Source organism: Ornithinimicrobium cavernae (genome assembly GCF_003121625.1).
Lineage (GTDB): Bacteria > Actinomycetota > Actinomycetes > Actinomycetales > Dermatophilaceae > Ornithinicoccus > Ornithinicoccus cavernae.
On the sequence record NZ_QDDJ01000032.1, the window covers coordinates 1 to 1,435 of the forward strand.

Below are 1,435 nucleotides of genomic sequence, written 5' to 3' on the forward strand. Positions count from 1 at the left end.
TCGGCTACGTGTTTCATTGACGGTAGGAGCGGGCCTGGCCAGGCTTGGTCCTAGGTGACCGGGTCGGTCGCTCTCAATTCGGCTGCCCACGCTCTTGGCATGTGGCTCACAACTGGTGTGCGTCGTCCCGGTCACCGCTAGGGCTGCGAGAGGCTCGAGAGGGGTATGCCCAGCCGTACGTAGCGGTGCCCTCCCAGCTCGACACAACCTGTCATCGAGCGAAAGGGAGCAGGACATGGAGCACCAGGAGGACGTGCCGCGGGTCGTCATCGGGATGGACCCGCACAAGCGCACGGTCACGATCGAGGTCATGACCGCCGAGGAGAGCATCCTCGGCGGCGGCCGGTTCACCACCGACACCGACGGGTATGAACAGTTGCTGGCCTATGCCCAGTCCTGGCCGGGCCGGGTCTGGGCGGTCGAGGGCTGCGCCGGGATCGGCAAGCACGTCGCCGACCGGCTGGTCGCCGACGGTGAGGCCGTGCTCGACGTCCCAGCGAAGATGTCCGCGCGGGTGCGGATCTTCGCCACCGGGCAGGGCCGCAAGACCGACGCCACCGACGCCCACTCCATCGCCCTGGTCGGGGTCCGCATGGCCGGGCTGCGCCCAGTCGTTAACGACGAGCAGTTGGAGGTCCTGCGGATGTGCGTGGACCGGCGCCGCTCGTTGGGTGAGGAACACACCCGCAAGGTCTGTCAGCTGCACAAACTCCTGCTCGAGCTCATCCCCGGCGGGGCGAAGACGTTCCTGTCCGCGACCCAGGCCAAAGAGTTGCTCAAGAAGGTCCGACCCACCACCGCGGCAGGCAAGGTCCGCAAGGCCCACGCCGCCGAACTCGCCGCTGACCTGGCGCAGATCTACGCCCGCACCAAGGCCGCGGACAAGGAACTCAAGACACTGCTGGAAGCGACCGGGACCTCCCTGCTGGGGTTGCACGGCATCGGCCCCTCCGGCGCCGCCCGCCTGCTGGTCGAGGTCGGTGACATCACCCGCTTCCCCGACCGCAACCACTTCGCGTCCTGGACCGGCACCGCCCCCATTGACGCCTCCTCCGGAGACCACACCCGCCACCGACTCAGTCGTGGCGGGAACCGTCAGATCAACCGGGTACTGCACATCATGGCCGTCGTCCAACTCCGCAACGCGACCGAAGGCAGGATCTACTACGAGCGAAAGAAGGCCGGCGGGAAGACCTCCATGGAAGCGATCCGCTGCCTCAAACGCAGACTGTCCGACCTGGTCTATCGAGCCATGCTCGACGACCTTGCAGGAGACCCGACGACGGGCCCGGGAGGGCACACGGGTAACGACTCTGACTCCAGCGCGACCGGCTCACAACCCGACACCAGCTCTTCGGACAAGCCACTTCCCGGACCCGCACCACCTACCCTACGACCCCGCTTCCAGCAGCCTCTTGACACAGAGGGGTGCCAG

Annotated in this window: 1 protein-coding gene; it reads left to right on the top strand. The window is 67.1% G+C overall.

All coding sequences use genetic code 11. The features are described from left to right. Nucleotides 1-235: 235 nt before the first annotated feature. On the top strand, nt 236-1,435 hold a 1,200-nt coding region (locus DA085_RS20580; RefSeq protein WP_237565647.1), incomplete at its 3' end, for an IS110 family RNA-guided transposase.